Origin of the sequence: Mucilaginibacter frigoritolerans (genome assembly GCF_007830615.1) — a bacterium.
In the GTDB taxonomy this organism is placed as follows: domain Bacteria; phylum Bacteroidota; class Bacteroidia; order Sphingobacteriales; family Sphingobacteriaceae; genus Mucilaginibacter; species Mucilaginibacter frigoritolerans.
The window spans coordinates 70726-87729 of sequence record NZ_VLLI01000017.1; the positions used below are offsets into that span (position 1 = coordinate 70726).

The following is a 17004-nucleotide window of genomic DNA, read 5'->3' on the forward strand; positions in this document are numbered from 1 at the left end:
TCCGAAGAATGTTAAAGACTTCGGATTTATTTTTCTTTTTAGCTCAAAATAGAATTTCTGTTTCTCAGCCAATGATCAGCTAATACGAGCGCAGCCATTGCTTCCACAATTGGTACTGCACGGGGTACCACACAAGGATCATGGCGGCCCTTGCCTGATATTTCAGCAGCGTTACCCTCACTATCTATAGTTTGCTGGTTGTGCATAATGGTGGCTACCGGTTTAAAGGCTACCTTAAACTCAATAGGCATACCATTACTGATACCACCCTGCACACCGCCCGAAAAATTGGAGCGGGTTTCAATGTGACCCAAATGGTTTTTTACAAATATGTCGTTATGCTCCGAGCCGCGCATTTCACTGCCCGCAAAGCCCGATCCGTATTCAAAGCCGTGTACTGCATTAATACTTAGCATGGCCTTGCCTAAATCGGCATGCAGTTTATCAAATACCGGTTCGCCAAGACCAACCGGGCAATTTTTGATATAGCAGCTTATTTTACCGCCAACAGTATCACCTTCTTTACGGATGCCATCAATGTATTCGATCATTTCTTCGGCTGTTGCCGGGTCGGCACAGCGGACAATGTTCTTTTCGCGTTCTTCAATAAATTGTGCAGGGTTGCTGAAGTCAACATTGGGCGAATTTATTTTACCTACACTGCTTACATGGGCAACAATTTCAATCCCTTGCGTTTTTAGCAATAGTTTCGCCAAGGCACCTGCTGCTACCCGCGCGGCAGTTTCGCGGGCCGATGAACGGCCACCTCCACGGTGATCGCGGATACCATATTTGGTTTGGTAAGTATAATCGGCATGCGACGGGCGGAATACATCCACATTATGGCTGTAATCTTTTGAGCGCTGATCTTCATTAGGAATGATCATGGCGATAGGCGTTCCGGTTGTTTTGCCCTCGAACACACCAGATAGAATTTTCACCGTATCACTTTCTTTGCGCTGGGTAGTGATTTTGGATTGACCGGGTTTACGTTTATCCAGTTCACCCTGAATATAGTCCAGATCAACTTCCAATTGCGCCGGACAGCCGTCGATAATTACGCCAATGGCTTCGCCATGTGATTCTCCAAAAGTGGTTATCCTGAATATTTGTCCGAATGAGTTGCCTGCCATGATTTTTAGATGTGCAGATTTGCTGGTGTGCAAATGTGCGGATTATTTTAATTCTTACTCTTTTAATTCCGAAATCGAAATTCCGCAATTCGAAATTATTGCACCTTCGCCTCAAATCCTGCCTTTTCCAGATCGGTCCAGAATGCGGGGTATGATTTTTCTACTACTTTTTCGTCCTCAATTTCCAGCTCAGGTATTACCAGAGCCAGTGGTGCAAAGGCCATTGCCATGCGGTGATCCTCATAAGTGTGGATAAACATCTTTTCCGGAATGAACTTTTCGCTGCAATCCAGTTTGTACACCAGGCCTTTTTCAGTCAGCTTAACACCCATTTTAGCCAGTTCGTTTTGTAGTGCCTTTATACGGTCGGTTTCTTTAATTTTTAAGGTTTCCAGCCCGGTAAACGTAGCCTCATGGCCCAATGCTGCACAAACCACAATAACGGTTTGGGCCAAATCAGGGCATTCTTTTAAATCAAATATTTTACGGCCCAATGGCTTTGGTTCCTTTAACAGGTATACGCCGCCATCTTTAAATTGTGATGTAATGCCAAAATTGGCCATTATCTCAGTAATAACACTATCGCCCTGTAAGCTGTATTGCGTTAATCCGGGTAAAAATAGTTCGGCTTCATCAGATAAAGCAGCAATAGCGTACCAGTAAGAAGCGGCGCTCCAATCCGGTTCTACATGTAGTGATGTTTCTTTGAAGTCTTGTTGGGTAATGCTGATCACATTACCATTCCAGGTATGCTGAATACCTGCCGATTGCAGCATGGCCAAAGTCATCTCAACATACGGACGTGAGGTTAAATCGCCTTCAATATGCAGTTCCAACCCGAAAGGCAGCCGTGCAGCAATAAGCAACAGCGCAGTAATATACTGACTGCTTATACTTCCTTTTATACTGACCTTATTAGAAAGCTGCACCAGGCTGCCTTTCAGTTTTATCGGAGGAAATCCATCATTCTCCACGTATTCAATCTGCGCACCCAGTTGGCGCAAGGCATCAACCAAAACACCAATGGGGCGTTGTTTCATGCGTTCGCTGCCTGTTAGTATTACTTCTTCATCCTGCAAAGTAAAATAAGCAGTTAAAAAGCGCATTGCTGTTCCGGCGGGACCGATATTGATTTCGGATTTCGGAATTTCGATTTCGGAATTAGTATCATACGCCGCCGCTCCTGCTAATCTCTGACCTCTAGCCTCTGATCTCAAAATAGAAGCCAACGTCACCGTATCGGCAGCATCCGAAATGTTTTCAACCTTTACCTTACCATGACTCAGTGCTTCAATAATAAGGGCGCGGTTACACTCACTTTTTGAACCGGTGAGGTGTACTGTGCCTTTTAATGATTTGCCTGTTTTGGTAAGGATGATGTTGTGGTGTTTCATTTGTGTATTTCTATACAGAGACGCAAAATATTGCGTCTCTGTAGTATTTGTCAGAAGCGCAAGCTATTGCGCCCCTATAAAATTTATGCGTGTGTTAATTTCTCTGCAGCCTGGCCAGCCTGATCTTTGTTCATGATCTCAGTTTGTTTACGGATAGATTCGCTGTGGATCAATTCCAACAGTTTCTCTGTAAACTCAGGGCTTAATTTTAATGCTTTACCGTAGTTAACGCCTTTCTGCAAAATTTCGTCCCAACGGTTAACCTGTAAAATGGTGATGTTATTGTCTTTTTTGTAATTGCCAATCTGCTCAACAATTTTCATGCGCTCAGCCATTTTCTGAATCACCAGGTCATCAATTTTGTCAATCTGGTTACGTAATTCAGCCAGTTTATCTTTCAGCTCGGTACCTTTTACCTCTGGTTTACGTAATGCCAGGTGATTAATAATATCAACCAATGCATTAGGTGTAACCTGTTGTTTAGCGTCAGTCCAGGCAACACTTGGATCGATGTGTGATTCGATCATCAGGCCCTGCATATCCAGATCAAGCGCTTTTTGTGAAATGTAACCGATTAAATCGCGATTACCGGTAATGTGGCTCGGATCGTTGATTAATGGTAAATGAGGTGCATGTGTTTTTAAGCTGATGGCCAGATCCCACATTGGCTCGTTACGGAAAGCGCTTTTTTCGTGTGATGAAAAGCCGCGGTGTATAGCTGCCAGTTTGGTGATACCTGCGTTATTGATACGCTCTAAAGCACCGATCCATAAAGAAAGATCAGGGTTTACCGGGTTTTTAACCATTACCGGAACGTCAACACCTTTAAGGGCGTCAGCAATTTCCTGTACGGTAAAAGGGTTTGCAGTTGAGCGGGCACCTACCCATAAAATATCAACACCTGCATTTAAAGCTTCTTCAACGTGTTTGGCGGTTGCCACTTCAACAGCTGTAGGTAATCCGGTTTCGTCTTTTGCGCGTTTTAACCATTCCAAACCGATGCTGCCAATACCTTCAAACTCTCCCGGACGGGTACGTGGTTTCCAGATACCGGCACGTAATGCTGATACTTTACCGGTTTTTGCTAATAAATGAGCTGTGGCCACTAATTGTTCTTCAGTTTCGGCACTGCAAGGTCCCGCTATTACCAGGGGTTCGCTGGTAACTTTCATCCATGAGCTTAGCGGTTGTATGTTTAAATCAAGTTTCATTGTTTTGGTTTTTTATAGTCCGAAATTCGGAAAAGTCCGCAAGTCCGGATTGTGTTATGTTTAATTTTATATTGTTTTTTCTCTTTAATGTGTTCCTTTGTTTTCGGATATCCGGCTTCCGGAGCTTCCCCGATTTAAATCCCTACGTTCCTAATTTTTTAATATTGATATAAGTACGTGGGCTGCGTTCTGCTTTTACTGATTTTGGAACCGCACTTTCTTCATCGTGCCTTTCGTATTCGCCCAAAATGTTAAAGTTGTGCGTATATTTCAGGATCTGCCTGATGGAGCTGTCATATTGTTTGGGGTCTTCCCACTCAATATCTACATAAAAGTTATACTCATTGCGCTTTCCTAAAATAGGCATGGATTGTATTTTGCTCATGTTAATGCCTTCTTCAGCAAAAATATTAAGCACTTTGGCCAATGAACCCACTTTGTTGCTTACCTGAAAACAAAGCGATGCTTTATTGGGCTGCCTTTTTACCACATTTTCGTGATGGGTAAGGATCAGGAAACGGGTAAAGTTCTTTTTGTTTGATTCTATGCGGCGTTCCAAAACGTCGAGTCCGTAAAGCCTTGCTGCTAGTGTATTGGCGATAGCCACGGTATCAGTAAGCTGCTCATCGCGGATGCGTTTGGCGCAGGCCGCGGTATCACTGCTTTCAACAATTTGCAGGTGCGGATATTCATCAAAAAAATCAACACACTGGCGAATGGCAATAGGGTGGGAGGTTACATATTTAATATCCTCAAATTTTACGCCCGGCAGAGCCATTAAATGCAACTGTATAGGCAGGTAAATTTCGCCAATTACCGGGAAAGCATAACTTAACAGTAGCGAGTAATTGGGTAAAATACTGCCGGCAATGCTGTTTTCAATCGCCATTACCACGTAATCGGCATTTTTGTTTTGCAGTGCCTCAAACGTTTGTTTAAAAGAGTTGCACTCAATAGTCTGGATGTTTTCTCCAAAATATTTGAATGCTGCTTCTTCGTGAAAAGAGGCGCGGATTCCTTGTATGGCAACTCTGGGTTGTTCGTGTTTCATAAAAGTCCTGATAAAGCAAAAAGTCCCGGTTTTTGGCCGGGACTTTTCAGTTTCTTTATATGTTGTTCAAGCATATTAGTCCCGGCTCTTACTGGTAAAGTAAAAGTAGTAACCGTAAAAATATGCGTTGTTAAATTTCATTTGTTTTTGTTTACGTTGTAAATGTAAGGTTAAAAAGAGAATTGTCAATAGAAAATTTTATTTTTTTTAAAAATGTTACATTAAACAGAATTTTATTTGGTAATAGGTGTGTTTAATGTATATCAATTAAGTATAGTTAGGCGATGTTTATGTGTTATGGAATTTTATTTGGCGGATTAGTTACAGGGGGGAATAAACCTGCATTATTTTATACTACTTCTTCATTAAGCGCTTTTAGTTCATCTTCATACTTACTCAAATCAATGTCATTGTCTAATTCTTTGGCTTTATTAAAATTGATAGTAGCCTGATTAATGTCTTTTATCTTTAAATAATAAATGCCTAATACTTTGTATGCATCGGATGCATTTTCATTAACAGACAAACATTGATTAACTAACTTTTTACCGGTTTCCAAATTGCCCTCCAAAATTTCCAGGTGACCAAGATTTCCGATGGGTGCATAAAAATCAGGATCGAGTTTTATTGCTTTTTCAAAGGCATGCCTGGCTACAAAATATTCTTCTTTTTCCAGTAATGCAGCTCCAATATTATTGAGTGCAAGAATGTTATTCTTGTCCTTCTTTAATACTTCATTGTAGGTTGTTATCGCCTCATTATTTCTTTGGGTTAAAGACAATAAAGTGGCTTTCATCAACAGGTCGTTTGTTGATAATTTAAACTTGTTTTCTAATTCTGTTAAATAAAAATGTGCATCATCGTACTGCTTAGTCTCGATAGAAGTAAAAATTATCAGTCTTAAAATATCATCGGATGTTTTATGTGCTTTTTCAAGCACTAATTTTAAGCTAATGGCCGCTTTCTCAAATTTTTTGTTTTTATAATGTTCTGCAGCTTCCAAATAAATAGGAAAGGCTTGCCTGAGATTTAACGCAAAAAGTATTTGTTTGCCATCATTAGCCAGATACACTTTGTACTTTTTGTTTATATCTTTTGGAATCAGGTTGTTTATTAAACTCAAAACAGAGAATCCCAGGAAAATATAGCAACTGGTGAGTACTAATAAATTAGCCCCTGTATTAAGTATAATAATGAAAGGTATACAAGCCGCAACAACAGTAAATAATGGGCCCGCCAACAGAATTATTATTTCATTTATATAAGATGGTTCTTGTTTTGAACTGTGGCAAAGACCTATGCCCTTAATAAAAGGGAAAGACTTCTTTATGTAGAAATGTAGTTTACCTAATTTGAATGCTATATTATTTTTCTTGTTGCCGTATGAGCCTATATAGATATCTATTTTATTGGGTTTGGTTAATATCAAATAAGCAAAAGCGTGCCCTAACTCGTGAAGTACTGCAATTAATGGGCTTGAAATAAAAAGAGCAGTGTATATTACTATGAGTACTAACCAATCGTTCATTTCTCTAACATACCTATTTTTATTTATTGGGCAAAACCATGTGATAAATAATAAAAACTTAATAAAATATTCAATATCCGACACCTTATAGAGACGATGCTTCATAAAATAAAAGGGTTTCAAACCTTGTTGGCATGAAACCCTTTTGTGTAAGGTTTAAATGGGATAAAGGCTTATTTTTTTGCCTTTACCACTAATGATTGCAAAAACTGAACCTTTTTTGCAGGCAATCGTCCTGCTTTCGGATAAGTGGCCGTTATCTCGAAAAGGTATATATCGCCGACTTTTGCATTGGCCGGTACTACAGCCGAAACGGTAAAATTTGTTTGTTTTTTATCCGCAAAGTGCAGCACATAATCATTTGCCTCCGGTTGTTTGGATATTTCGCCCTTTGAAGTAAGTTTAAGCTCCGGTTTAATATTAACCACAGGTAACGTTTTCCTTAATACCGGGATAAGGTAGGGGGGGGCTTTGCTGTAAATACGTTTGTGTATCCTTACTTCTTCCAAAACTTTATCATTTTGTGCCCAGTTAGCAGCAACGTGCTGTGTAGTAAATTGAATGCCAATTGATAAATTTTCATATTCAAGCGGAATTTCTCCCAAGCCTAATATTAAATGCCATGGTTCGCCTGGAATTACAAAAATACTGTTTGTATTTCTCCATGCAGAACAACTATGGCTAACGTTTGCATTAGGCGATGGAATATTCACCGCATCAGCTGAGCTTGTAGGGTTGAAGCCGCAAGGCGAATCAGCGGTATACAGGCTAACCGCAGCACAAGTGTGGCTGTCGACACCGCCGGTATTTACAAATGGTACGGAAGATATCACTATTTGAGAACTGCTTGCAGGTATAAGAACTGTTTGTGTATCCAGCAGGATACCTATCGTAGCCAGGCCCTCCGGAATGGCCCAGAAAGTAACCTTTGTACTTACTTCAAATGCTGAATCATTGTGTATTACCGCAGCAAAGCCATACTGAACCCCAGCTATTACCGTTGTACTGCCACCTACAATGGGAACGGTAGTGCCCAGCGAGGTGCTGCTGAATGGAGTGAAAAGGATAATATCAGGACTTTCGTAGCTTCCGGTAATATAAGTAGACGCAGGTTCTTTATAAAATGCAAAGGCTGTTATATTGGAAGGTGTTGAAGCGCTTACAGTTAAGTTAGTACCGGCTATTGTTTGTGCCGGACCTTCCAATTGCCCCCATTTATCAAAAAGGGCAGTACTGTTTGCTACTCCTGGCGTATTAATTGGATTGGTGGCTGCCTGTACGGTTTCTGCACGTGGTTCAACAGCTAACGAGCCGTATACATTAACATTTGGGGTTAACGAATTGTCAGGAGTAATGCTATTAACAAAAAAGTTATCCAGAAAAGTGCCGGTTGTTTCGTCCATAGCATCTAGATAGATGCCCGGACCCCCACCGGAACCTGTACCATGGGCAATGTATAAAACTAAAATATTAATTACCTGTGTGCCTACAATTAACGGGGCAAATGGAGATGAGCCAGGTAAGTTATTAATATCGGTTGAGGTTTCGCCTGCACCTGCACAACCGGAAACATTCATGAACCCGAAATTATAAGTGTTGCCAACACTGTCGGTATAAGAAGCGGGTGGTGTATCGGGAGTAAAAGAACTGCCGGTAGCCAGATCATTGGTTGCCGGTACCGTAATGCCGGGAATAGGTATATATTTTGATGATGTGGCAGGATTTCTGTTTTGTCGTGTTTCAGGTCCACCAACTGTTAGTGGTTCGTAATAAACATACTGGTAAATTGCGTTAGGCATGATTTTTTTTGCTTAATGTTTTGCCTACTCTATAACCCGTTTTCGGCTAATCGGGAGCTTACTCTTTTTTTGTTTTCGCTGCAGTCTATTCCAAAAGGATTTTCGGCTATTGCTCCGTTATTAATTTTTTGATTTTAGTTTAAATGATCAGGTTTTTATTGCTGGTTTTTTTTCACTGAAAATATAAGGGTTTGTTTTTCAGGTTAATTGGTTGAAATTAATATCCAAATGTACAGGCTGTTATTCCCAAAGGGTGTAGTAAAACCACTGGATTTTAGCGAGGTTTTTACGCGATGTTTAATGCGTAATAATAGACGGGAGAGGTGCGTAGTTTAAACAAATTAATTATGGGTTTAGGCTCATTTTTTAATTAAGTGTACCGTTGAGAAAAATAATTTTTTGTCCCATTTATCCCAATCTGCCCCGGTGTTGGCCTTAGCTTATTGATTTACAGTGTGGATTTGTTTCTACCGCCCTATGCGTTTCTTTTTGTTCCATTTTTTCTGCGGGACAACAAACGCCGGGCGGCTACTGAAAATATAGCGTTCAGGGTGTTTACGCATTAAATGTTATTCCAATAAAAATGCCGCCTCATAATTGCTTATAAGGCGGCATTCTCCATTATTGAATTGATAAAATCTATAATCTTATTCTTTTATCATGCGACTTCCAAATACAGGCCCGGCACTGTTATCAGTTTTGGGTAACAGCTTAACGGTTACTTTTGATTTTCCTTTGGTTAGTTCAATTGGTATTACATAGGATATATTATAAAAGCGACTTTCTTTGTACTTATTCAAATCTTCGGTACTTAGTTTAACGCCATCAATTAAAATATCAAATATTCTTCCCCGGTTATCAGTACCCCAGTAAGTATTGATCAGGGTATTGACTTTATCCGGATCGGTTTTCATTTCATAACTTAAAAAACCACCAACATCAGTAGCCCGCCATTTTTTCTGGTGATCTTCGCCGGTAATTTCATGCTCTCCTTTAAAGTTATGATCCCTTTCTGGCTGCATTTCACCCAAGCGGATCATGTCGGTAGTATGAGCTTCCAACTCTTGCTGTTTTTTCTTTTCTTCATCATAGGCTTTTTGTTGTATGGCCCAGGTTGCAGGAGTAAAAACATCCCAGTACACAGAATAGTATTCGTCTTTTGTCTGATTAAAAGGAATCAGGGCTACTTCTTCAGGCTGAGCTATATTGACTGTTGTAAACCGCAGGCTTTTTTGGTCAACCATTTTAAGCCATTGATTAGGATTTGTTTCGCTGGTTACAAACACCGGTACACCTTTAAGCGGATCGGGTTCTTTGTTACCCAATACACCGGCCAGTAATACCGGGCCGTAAAATAAAGCCTTGCGGTTTGCATTATCGGGGATTGCTTCGGTGTATATAGATTCGGGGGCTGTAAATTCAATTTTGTCATTGTTTTTCCATTTGCGGTTTAAAACAAGATATCCTTGAGCATCTATAACTGCCTGCTGAGTTTCTCCGTTAACTTTTAAAGTACAATTGCTGCTCCATTGCGGTTTACGGATACGCAGGGAGAACGTAACAGGTTTCTCGGTAGCTATGGTGAAATTAACTTCATCATTTGCCGGTAAGGTGGTTTGTTGGGTAACTGTTACTCCTTTGCTTTTCCATTTAAGTACTGAAGGAATAAACAGGTTCACATATAAGCTACCGTCGCCTCCGCGGAAATAAATGCTTTCGTTATATTTTACGTGATTTTCCATACCAGAGCCTACGCAGCAGGTAAACGTAGTAAAGGGTGTGCTGTATTCTTTTTTGCCACCCATGCGCAGTGGTACAAAATAACACATCATGCCGCTTTCATGGTTTTGAGAGGCTAAGATGTGATTGTACAAAGCGCGCTCATAAAAATCCATTAAGGTAGCTGAAGGGTTAACCGCAAACAAATGTCGGGTTAGTTTTAGCATATTATAGGTATTACAGGTTTCTGTAGTGTTTTCGGTAAGCTTATCGTTTAATTTATCGGGCTCACTTAAATATTCGTAGTTGCTGTTTCCACCGGTAGCATAAGTATGATCTTTAGTGATAATTTGCCAGAAATTGGCCGAAATAGCTTCGTCCTTTTTATCTCCGGTAAGTTCATACCTGCGTGCACTGGCAATAATTTTAGGGATTTGAGTATTGGAATGCTTGCCTGGCAATATATCTTTATTTTCGGCAAGCGGATCCAGTATCCGTTTATCGTAAAACTTGTAAGAGGTAGTTAAGTAATCTTTATTACCGGTGATGGCATATAGATTGGCCATTACCTCGGCCATGCCACCGTATTCGCAAAGCAGCATTTTCTGGATCTGATCGTCATTAAGGTCTTTCAAAGTTCCAACTGTCCAGTCCCCCATACCTTTGCATACAGTTAACGCTTCGGTATTATTTGCATATAAATAGGCATCTAAAAGCCCGGCCATAACCTTGTGTACAGTATACCATGGCGACCAGCCGCCATTCAGGTCAAATCCATGAGAGCGGATATCTCCCTTTTTAACTTCCGCCCAAATCGTATCTTCTTTGGGGATGGCGCCAACATAACCTGTTTTACGAGCAAGCTGGCATTCCCTTAATTCTTTAACTATATAATTAATGCGTTTCAAAAATTCAGGGTCGCCGGTTGAAGCATATTGCATGGATATGGCAGAAAGATAATGCCCTAGCGTATGTCCTGCCAGTCCTGATGACTCCCAACCCTCGTACAGTGCACCTTTTGGTTTTAAGCCGGAATGTGAACGGAAACCAGATAACAACCTATCAGGCTCAATGGATAATAAGTAAGCTGCATCTTTTTCCATTGCTTCCTTAAAAGGGCTATTGAGCAATTGCACATCCCGCAAATCGAATGAATAAGCCTTTATTTCTACCGATGGCCCAACTTTCATTCGGCTATCATTTAGTTCTGGCACATATGATTGCGCTTTTACCATTAATCCATCGGCAATCAGAAAAATAGCCAGTAGTGCTTTTATTAAACCAGGTTTTCTGATCAGGGTGTGTTTCATATTTTATCAAATTAATACAAGGATAAAATTAAGATACTTTAATTGCTGTTTGTGTATGCTTTTTTGCTATTAATGCACATATTTTATCCGTTTTTTCTCTTTGTAGTATTTAAAACTGTTATTATATAGTGATTTTTAGTATCAAATTTATCTCTATTCGCTCTTTTTATTAAAAAATATCTACATAATAATTATGAATTTTAATGAATTTATAAAAATGGCTTTAAAAATGTAACATTTGTGATAATATATTGTAAGTATGAGACAAATTATGTAAAAAATTAAGGGTTTTGTGCGAATAACTTTACGGTGTACTGATTTAGTACTGATTTATTGAAAATTTTTACTCACACCTTAAATGTATTTCTATGAACCCAAAACGTTTACTTAAAAAGCTCTTCATGACCTGTTTGAGCATCACCCTGCTCTGTTGCGGTGCTTATGCACAAAGCATTAGCCTAAAAGGAAAGGTTACCGATAATAAGGGCCTTCCCATGCCGGGAGTTACCGTTAAAATTAAAAACACTAACAAAGTTACCGTAACTGATGTGAACGGATCATTTGTTATCAGTCATGAAAACCCTGCCAAATTAGTGGTTTCTTTTATTGGTTTTATAACCAAGGAGGTGCCGGTTACTAACGAAGCAACTGTTACCATTAGTATTGCTGAAGACGCACAATCGCTAAACGAAGTAGTGGTTACTGCATTGGGCGTAAAACGCGAAAAAAAGAACTTAACCTACAGTACTCAGCAAATTGGGGGAGAAGACCTGGTACAGGGAAAGGACCCAAGTTTAATTAATGACATTGACGGAAAAGTGTCAGGTGTGCAGATTGTAAGCTCATCTGGTACGCCGGGAAGCTCATCGAGTATTGTGGTGCGTGGCGCATCATCATTTTATGGCAATAACCAGGCGTTAATGGTTGTTGATGGTGTTCCGGTTAATAACGATGAAACAGGTAACCTTAATTCGGGCCCGGGAACAAGTCGTATTGCTGATATTGATCCATCAATTATTGAAAGCATTAACGTTTTAAAAGGTGCAGCAGCAACGGCCCTTTACGGTTCTGCGGGCGCAGCCGGGGTAATTATTATTACCACAAAAACTGGTAAAGTAAACGCAAAGCCAACCATTAATTTCTCTTCCGATTTTTCGTTTGAAAATGCGCTGCTTCCGCAGATCCAGGATAAATATGCCCAGGGAACAAATGGTGTATATTATGATGGAACTACCGAAAAAACAAGTACTTCTTGGGGCCCACTGATGGATACGCTTACCATTAATGGCCAACCTGCGAAAAAATATAACCAGGCTGCTCTTTTCTTTAAAACTGGACACACCTATAATAATGTAGTAAGTGTAGCAGGTGGTGGTACAGCATCAAACTATTATTTGTCATATTCTAATTTCGATCAAACCGGAACGGTGCCTACTACTGAGTTTCTCCGCAACGCTCTATTTGCAAAATATGGCGCAAAGATTAACGATAAAATAAATACTACATTCCAGTTAAATTATACCAATTCCCAAAACCACCGTTTACCTGAAGGTTATGCGCTGGAAAGCCCGGTATGGACTATTTATACCGCACCTATTTCTTACAACCTGTTGCCTTATGAAAATGCAGACGGCACACAACGTTTATACCGTTATTCCAGAAATAACCCATATTGGGTGTTGAACAATATTTCAAATACATCATCTGTTAACCGGTTCTTACCAACCTTTACTACTGATTATAAACCGTTAAAATGGTTAACCGTTACAGAAAGGTTTGGAGCCGACGTTTATAACGAAACGGATAATTACCATGAATCGGCACAATCAGTATCGAATCCGACAGGAAGAATTGTGCTGAATAGTTTAAATTTCAGGCAGTTTAATAATGATTTGGTTGCAAGTGCTAATCATCAATTTGGCGATTTTAATATTGACGGATTAATTGGTAACAACGTTTACTCTCAGTATTCGCAGGATTTATATGCAAATGGTGTAGGCCTTACCGTTCCTGATCTTACTAATATCAGCTCGGCTTCCACTATCAACTTTTCTGAATCACACTATTTACAACATAAAATCGGCGTTTATGCTCAGGCCAATGTCGATTATAAACGTTTTCTGATTTTGGCGCTTACCGGTCGTTATGATGGCAGCTCAAAACTGGCAACAGATCATAGCTATTATCCTTATGGATCAGCTGCAACGAGCTTTATAGCTTCAGAATTTTTCTCAAAGGAATTACAGGATGTAATGAATCTGGCTAAAATAAGAGTGTCATACGCCAGTGTTGGTAATGATAATATAAGCCCTTATTCGCTTACTACACCTTACTATAGCCAAACCATCCGTAACATTACGTTTCCATACGAAGGACAAGCCGGATTTTTACTAAGCCAAACTTTAAATAATCCTTACCTGCAAAATGAGCGTATCAACGAGTTTGAAACTGGTATAGAAACGGGCTTCTTTAACAACCGCATTACCATGGAAGCTTCATACTACATCAAAAACTTAAAAGATGGTATTATCCCGGGTGTAGCTATTGCACCATCTACCGGTTATACAGGTACAACTGTAAATACCGGCGTTATGCGTAACAAAGGTTTTGAGTTATTACTTACCGTTGTTCCCGTTAAAACCAAAGATCTTAAATGGGATGTAACCATAAATTATTCTCAGATTCGTAGCAAAGTATTAACTATTGATGGCGATTTACAACAAATTGGTAATGGCTTTTCATCAATTATAGTTGGTCAGCCATATGGGGTGCTTTATGGTACGCGTTATGCCCGTAACGCTAAAGGTCAGTTGCTGATTGACGATAGCGGTTTACCTTATGCTGATGCAACGCCGGGTGTTATCGGTAATATCAATCCTGATTGGACCGGTGGTTTTAGCAGTACTTTAAGGTATAAACAATTTAACTTTAGCGTGTTTTTCGATGTTAAAAAAGGTGGAGATATCCAAAACAATGTTGATGGCTATGGTTATTTTTATGGTACTCCTAAAGTTACCGAAAACCGTGCACCAAGAGTTGTTTCTGGTATATCAGAGTCAACAGGTTTGCCAAATACTGTTGTAGTTACCGGACAGGCATATTATCAGCGCTTAAATGGTATAGAAGAATCTGTAATACAGGATGGTACTTACATAAAACTACGTAATGCAAGTATTGGATACACCCTTAAGCCAACCTGGTTAACCGGTAGTCCATTTAAATCTATTAATGTTAGTGTAACCGGCCGTAACCTTTGGATATATGCTCCGCACTTTACCGGCGGTGATCCGGAAGTTAGCTCATTTGGTGCATCAAACGGCGATCAGGGCATCTACTCGTTCTCCACTCCAACATCCAGATCAATTGATTTTAGTGTGAAAGCAACGTTGTAATCATCTGTTAATCCTATTAAATATAATCAGATCATGAAAAAAATATATTCTATCATAACTATATCAGCCTTGCTTGTAAGTTTTACGGGCTGTAAAAAATTTATTGATGTAAATCAAAATCCCAATCAACCGATCAGCGTAAGCGAAGGGCTAATTCTTTCTCCGGTTGAACTGGCTATATCTTCCAACCTTTATGCTGGCAGTGGTGCTGCTGTTATTGTTCAGGAGTATATGCAGGTGGCCGCCCTTAATCAGGTTGCACCCAATGCCGGCACTTACCTTATGTATAATACCGATATGGATGGTGATTGGAGTAATTTATATACCACCTGCTTAAATAACCTGGTTACTTTAACCACTAAAGCTACAGCCGATGGTAATACCAATTACTCAGGTATATCAAAAATATTAACTGCCTATTGTTTAGGTAATGGCACCGATTTGTGGGGCGATATTCCATACTCTAAAGCATTTAACGGGGCGGGTAACTTTACACCAACTTATGATTCACAAAAAGCTATTTATGCCGATATCCAATCATTACTTGATGCTGGTATAGCTGATATAGCCAAAAATTATGCAACCACACCTGGTGGTGATGATTTGTTTTATGGTGGCGACATGAGCAAGTGGACAAGGTTGGCTTATACCTTAAAAGCCCGTTATTATATGCACTTAACAAAAGCACCGGGTACAACAGCTACTGAACAGGCTCAATTGGCATTAACTGCCCTTCAAAATGCAATGGCATCAAACGATGATGATTTTAAAATGATCTACTCTGGTGCAGCAGGCGGTGAAAACCCATGGCAGCAAAATTTCATATCGGCAAGCACTGTAGTTTTGGGCAGTACTTTTGTAAATGCTTTGGAAACCCGTAACGATCCGCGTTTAACCATAATGGTAGCTCCTGCAACTGCAACAGGCCTTTATACAGGTTTGGGCGAAGGTTTAGAGCAGATTGGACAATTGGAAGATTACTCGCGCCCCGGTGATTTTTATGGAGCAACCGGTGCATATGATTATCTGGTAAATTATTCGGAGGTTTTATTTCTGAAAGCAGAAGCAACCTTAATTATTTCGGGATATACTGCTGCTGAACCAATTTATGAAAGCGCTATACAATCGCACATGACCAAATTGGGTGTAGGCACAACAGACGCTGCTAATTACATTGCAAGCCGTAAATTAACCAGTACCAATGCTGAGCAATTTATCATTGAGGAGAAAAATGTTGCTGACTTCCTTTCATTAGAAAATTATGTTGATTTCAGACGCACCGGCTTCCCTGCACTAACAAAGGCCCCTAATGCTTTGTCTGATATTCCAAGAAGAGTATTGTACCCTGAAGCTGAGATCATTTCAAATCCTCAGCCGCAGCAAACAGCAAAACTTACAGACCGTTTATGGTGGGATGTTCAATAAAATATTGATAAAATAAAATAAGTATCTGGTAATTTGTTACTTTTTAACCCATAGTTTCGATTTATCTTTGCATACAATAAAAAAAACGTAATACATGAAATTTGACTGGAAGGGGGTTTTCCCTGCGGTAACTACAAAGTTTACTGATAATGAGGAACTTGACTTTGTTGCCTTTGATATAAATATTGACGCGCAGCTTGAAGCTGGCGTTGATGGAATAATATTAGGCGGATCATTAGGAGAAGCAAGTGTTTTAACTAGCGACGAAAAATTTGCACTGTTAAAACATACACTTGAATATGTTGACGGAAAAGTGCCTGTGATATTAAATATTGCAGAGCAATCAACCCGTAGCGCCATTGATATTGCAAAAAAAGCATTTGAGTATGGTGCCTCAGGTTTAATGCTGCTTCCGCCGATGCGTTACAGTTCTGATGAAGATGAAACAATAGCTTATTTAACAGCGATTGCTGAAAGTACGCCTTTGCCTATAATGATCTATAACAATCCGGTTGATTATAAAACGGAAATAACCCTGGATATGTTTGAGCGTTTGAAAGCGTATCCTACAATTCAGGCCATTAAAGAATCAACCAGGAATATCATCAATACAACAAGGCTCATCAACCGTTTTGGCGACAGGTATAAAATATTTACTGGCGTTGACCCTATTGCTACCGAAAGCTTGATAATGGGCGCACATGGTTGGGTTGCAGGTTTGGTTGATGCATTTCCGAAAGAAACAGTTGCTATATACAGACTGGTAAAGGCCGGAAGAATTGCAGAAGCCATTGCCATACACCGTTGGTTTTTACCTGTACTAGAGTTGGATATTCATGCAAAATTGGTACAGTATATTAAACTTGCCGAGGTAGCAACAGGCATCGGTACCGAAAATGTAAGGGCTCCGCGCTTGCCGCTTAAAGGTGCTGAACGCGAAAAGGTATTGAACATTATCAATGCTGCATTAGCTGTTCGCCCTCAATTGCCTGAAGGAAGCTGGGGAAGATTAGAAGAAAAGGTAAAGCAAATAAATTAACTG

At 39.9% G+C, this 17004-nt stretch carries 10 protein-coding genes; 3 read left to right on the forward strand and 7 right to left on the reverse strand.

Annotated elements, in window-relative coordinates:
* Positions 1-38: 38 nt before the first annotated feature.
* The 7 genes from aroC to JN11_RS22095 all read right to left on the reverse strand — a co-directional run bounded on the left by aroC (position 39) and on the right by JN11_RS22095 (position 11145).
* Positions 39-1133 carry a chorismate synthase gene (aroC, locus tag JN11_RS22065; protein WP_144916213.1) on the reverse strand — a complete coding sequence of 365 codons (1095 nt, stop codon included), beginning with the start codon at positions 1131-1133 and terminating at the stop codon, positions 39-41.
* A gap of 95 nt (positions 1134-1228) precedes the next feature.
* Entirely contained in the window at positions 1229-2527 is a 1299-nt protein-coding gene (aroA, locus tag JN11_RS22070; RefSeq protein WP_144916215.1) for a 3-phosphoshikimate 1-carboxyvinyltransferase, read from the reverse strand.
* 83 nt (positions 2528-2610) lie between these two features.
* Positions 2611-3738, reverse strand: coding sequence for a bifunctional 3-deoxy-7-phosphoheptulonate synthase/chorismate mutase type II (locus JN11_RS22075; protein WP_144916216.1), 1128 nt, complete (start codon positions 3736-3738; stop codon positions 2611-2613).
* 142 nt (positions 3739-3880) lie between these two features.
* Positions 3881-4789, reverse strand: a complete 909-nt coding sequence (locus JN11_RS22080; RefSeq protein WP_144916218.1) for a prephenate dehydratase — start codon at positions 4787-4789, stop codon at positions 3881-3883.
* Positions 4790-5138: 349 nt separating this feature from the next.
* Positions 5139-6317, reverse strand: a complete 1179-nt coding sequence (locus tag JN11_RS22085) for a tetratricopeptide repeat protein (RefSeq protein ID WP_170227826.1) — start codon at positions 6315-6317, stop codon at positions 5139-5141.
* A 173-nt stretch (positions 6318-6490) separates the two neighbouring features.
* On the reverse strand, positions 6491-8116 hold the full coding sequence (locus JN11_RS22090) for a hypothetical protein (RefSeq protein ID WP_144916222.1): 1626 nt from the start codon (positions 8114-8116) through the stop codon (positions 6491-6493).
* A gap of 647 nt (positions 8117-8763) precedes the next feature.
* Positions 8764-11145 carry a glycoside hydrolase family 127 protein gene (locus tag JN11_RS22095; RefSeq protein ID WP_144916223.1) on the reverse strand — a complete coding sequence of 794 codons (2382 nt, stop codon included), beginning with the start codon at positions 11143-11145 and terminating at the stop codon, positions 8764-8766.
* 368 nt (positions 11146-11513) lie between these two features.
* Between JN11_RS22095 and JN11_RS22100 the strand changes: the two genes are divergently transcribed.
* The 3 genes from JN11_RS22100 to JN11_RS22110 all read left to right on the forward strand — a co-directional run bounded on the left by JN11_RS22100 (position 11514) and on the right by JN11_RS22110 (position 17001).
* On the forward strand, positions 11514-14537 hold the full coding sequence (locus tag JN11_RS22100) for a SusC/RagA family TonB-linked outer membrane protein (protein WP_211360881.1): 3024 nt from the start codon (positions 11514-11516) through the stop codon (positions 14535-14537).
* A gap of 33 nt (positions 14538-14570) precedes the next feature.
* A complete protein-coding gene (locus JN11_RS22105; protein ID WP_144916225.1) occupies positions 14571-15962 on the forward strand; it encodes a SusD/RagB family nutrient-binding outer membrane lipoprotein in 1392 nt (463 codons plus the stop codon).
* Positions 15963-16056: 94 nt separating this feature from the next.
* Positions 16057-17001, forward strand: coding sequence for a dihydrodipicolinate synthase family protein (locus JN11_RS22110; RefSeq protein ID WP_144916226.1), 945 nt, complete (start codon positions 16057-16059; stop codon positions 16999-17001).
* Positions 17002-17004: the final 3 nt, after the last annotated feature.

Bases quoted from the DNA above. Each gene is read 5' to 3' on its own strand.
- aroC (WP_144916213.1), bottom strand. From the start codon at position 1,133: ATGGCAGGCAACTCATTCGGACAAATATTCAGGATAACCACTTTTGGA.
- aroA (WP_144916215.1), bottom strand. From the start codon at position 2,527: ATGAAACACCACAACATCATCCTTACCAAAACAGGCAAATCATTAAAA.
- JN11_RS22075 (WP_144916216.1), bottom strand. From the start codon at position 3,738: ATGAAACTTGATTTAAACATACAACCGCTAAGCTCATGGATGAAAGTT.
- JN11_RS22080 (WP_144916218.1), bottom strand. From the start codon at position 4,789: ATGAAACACGAACAACCCAGAGTTGCCATACAAGGAATCCGCGCCTCT.
- JN11_RS22085 (WP_170227826.1), bottom strand. From the start codon at position 6,317: ATGAACGATTGGTTAGTACTCATAGTAATATACACTGCTCTTTTTATT.
- JN11_RS22090 (WP_144916222.1), bottom strand. From the start codon at position 8,116: ATGCCTAACGCAATTTACCAGTATGTTTATTACGAACCACTAACAGTT.
- JN11_RS22095 (WP_144916223.1), bottom strand. From the start codon at position 11,145: ATGAAACACACCCTGATCAGAAAACCTGGTTTAATAAAAGCACTACTG.
- JN11_RS22100 (WP_211360881.1), top strand. From the start codon at position 11,514: ATGAACCCAAAACGTTTACTTAAAAAGCTCTTCATGACCTGTTTGAGC.
- JN11_RS22105 (WP_144916225.1), top strand. From the start codon at position 14,571: ATGAAAAAAATATATTCTATCATAACTATATCAGCCTTGCTTGTAAGT.
- JN11_RS22110 (WP_144916226.1), top strand. From the start codon at position 16,057: ATGAAATTTGACTGGAAGGGGGTTTTCCCTGCGGTAACTACAAAGTTT.